General features: G+C 57.5%; 1 protein-coding gene. It reads left to right on the forward strand.

What is annotated here, in order from left to right; translation table 11 throughout:
* The first annotated feature begins 215 nt into the window (after positions 1 to 215).
* The gene (locus tag CPT76_RS29860) at positions 216 to 1,811 is read left to right on the forward strand and encodes a PTS sugar transporter (RefSeq protein WP_105445454.1); all 1,596 of its coding nucleotides are present in this window, start codon (positions 216 to 218) and stop codon (positions 1,809 to 1,811) included.
* Positions 1,812 to 2,150: the final 339 nt, after the last annotated feature.

Genomic DNA, 2,150 nt, shown 5'->3' on the forward strand with positions numbered 1-2,150 from the left:
GGGTGAAGGAGAAGGTGGATGGCGGTTGGAAATGCCGCCGAACGTCGAACCGAAATGAGGAACCCTAGATACGGCTTAACTACCGGGTGCCAGCAGTAACGCACAGAGGCCTATTTTCTGAAGGTAAAACGGTTGTCGGCCTAACCTTTTACTCTTATAATATGGTAATACGGTAATCAGATAAAGAATGAAAGCCACACAACAAGGAGAACGAGATGAAGCGAATAGCGATTGCAGGCAGCAGCGGAGGCAACCTGTTTAACCTCGGCGGCAAGGATCCCGAGAAACTGATCGGGGAGATCAAGGCGCAGTGTCAGAGCGCAGGCGTGGACATCGGCCTCGTGCAGTTCATTGCCGCATCCGAATCGATGGACGTCGCCAAGGACCACACCACCGCCGTGCTGTACGGATGGAATGAGGATGAGCAGCGTCTGGCGAAGCGGTACGAAGGGACGCTGAAAGATACGAATGAGGCGGCGGCGGAAGCGGATGCGGAGCTGGCAGACCGGATCCGGTCCGGCGGTATCGACGGGCTGATCGTGATGAGCGCCGATCCGCAAGGGTCCAACCGGCAGGCGGTGCAGGCCGCGGCCGAGGCGGGCATTCCCGTCGTGGGGACCGGCGGAACATCCATGGCGATGATCAGCTCCAAGGGGGCGAACGTCATCGCCACGTCGGGCACGACCGGGACGACGAACCGGACGCGGGCTGTTTCGTTTATGACGTCCCTGTGCAAATACTGGGGGATCAAATACATCCCGGTGCTCGGAAGCGCCGGGGACAAGTCCGCCGCACCTGTGGGGAACCCGTTGCGGCGGATCAACTTGAAGGGCATCATGCAGTCCTCGCTGCCGGGCTTCATCGCCATGGCGATCGTGCTGGCGATCAGCCAGATCCCGGCGCTGAAGGGACTCAGCGAGGTGTTCGACCTGATGCTCAAGGCGCTGCCGGTCGTGCTGGCGGTCGTGGCGGCCAAGCAGATTTCCGACATGGACGAAGTGTCGATTGTTGCAGGCGTCATCGCCGGGGTGCTGTCGGTGAACGGCGGCATTATCGGGGGCATCATCGGCGGGATCGGCGCCGGCCTGCTGGTGCAGTATTTATTTGTCAAATGCGTGCAGTGGAAGTTTCCGATGACGACGGTCAACATCGTGGCCGGGGGATTGGCGGGCCTCATATCCGGATTGATCATGTATTATTTGATCGCCCCGTTTGCCCTTCAGCTCGGTGAGTTCATTAAATACATCATCAATCAGGCGATTTCGTTTAATCCGATCATCGCAGGCGTGGTCGCAGGCCTTCTGATCTGGCCGGCGATTATCGGCGGCGTGTATCACGCGGCGATTCTGCCGATCGTCCTGCTGGAAATGGAGAAGACCGGCAACAGCTTCCTGGGGGCCATCGACATGGTCGGACTGGTGATGGTCTCCGCGGGAATCACCCTGGCCAACATCATCGCTCCGCGGGACCGGGGAGAGGCGGCAGTGGCCGCGCCAGGGTTTCTGATCAACATGGGCTTCGGCACCTTTGTCGAGGCGGCGTATCCGTTTATGTTCTCGAACAAGGTCGTCTTCGCGGGCGCCATCGGGGCAGCCGGCGTCGGCGGGGGACTGGTGGGACTGTTTAATGTGCGCGGAACGGCGTATGTTCCGTCCTTTATGGGGCCGTTTCTGTCCAACAACGTGGTCGGCTTTGCCGCGGCTATGCTCGTGGCGCTGATTCTGGCTATGCTGGTGACGCTGGTGGCGAACAAGGCGTGGAGGACGGGCCGAAAGTCCGAACAGAAGCCGGAAATCGAGGCGTCAGCCTAACATTCGCCGAGGATGGAACAGCGTTGTCATTTCAATGATGGTTCATCGAGGAAGGTTTAACACGGAGAAGGCAATTTTCCAAGGAAGGTAAAGCAGGTAATCAGTACACTGAGCAGAAAGAAGCCCTAATCACTTTTACAAGGAGATTAGGGCTTTCCTGTTATCCTTTTGTTATCACCTTCGCAACATTTGGGACAAGACAGTTTAACGGTCAACAAGGTATCCAATGTTTAAAACAACTACTCCATTTTTTCCAAGGTGACATGGGGCCGGTCCGCCGCAGCCGGTATGGTATGATAAACAAAATAACAACTGCCCCGTGGAAAGGAGGCCACCCAT

Source organism: Paenibacillus sp. AR247 (assembly GCF_002968895.1).
GTDB lineage: Bacteria > Bacillota > Bacilli > Paenibacillales > Paenibacillaceae > Paenibacillus_AQ > Paenibacillus_AQ favisporus.

What these genes read in the sequence shown, in the direction of transcription:
- CPT76_RS29860 (WP_105445454.1), top strand. Translation starts at nt 216, where the DNA reads ATGAAGCGAATAGCGATTGCAGGCAGCAGCGGAGGCAACCTGTTTAAC.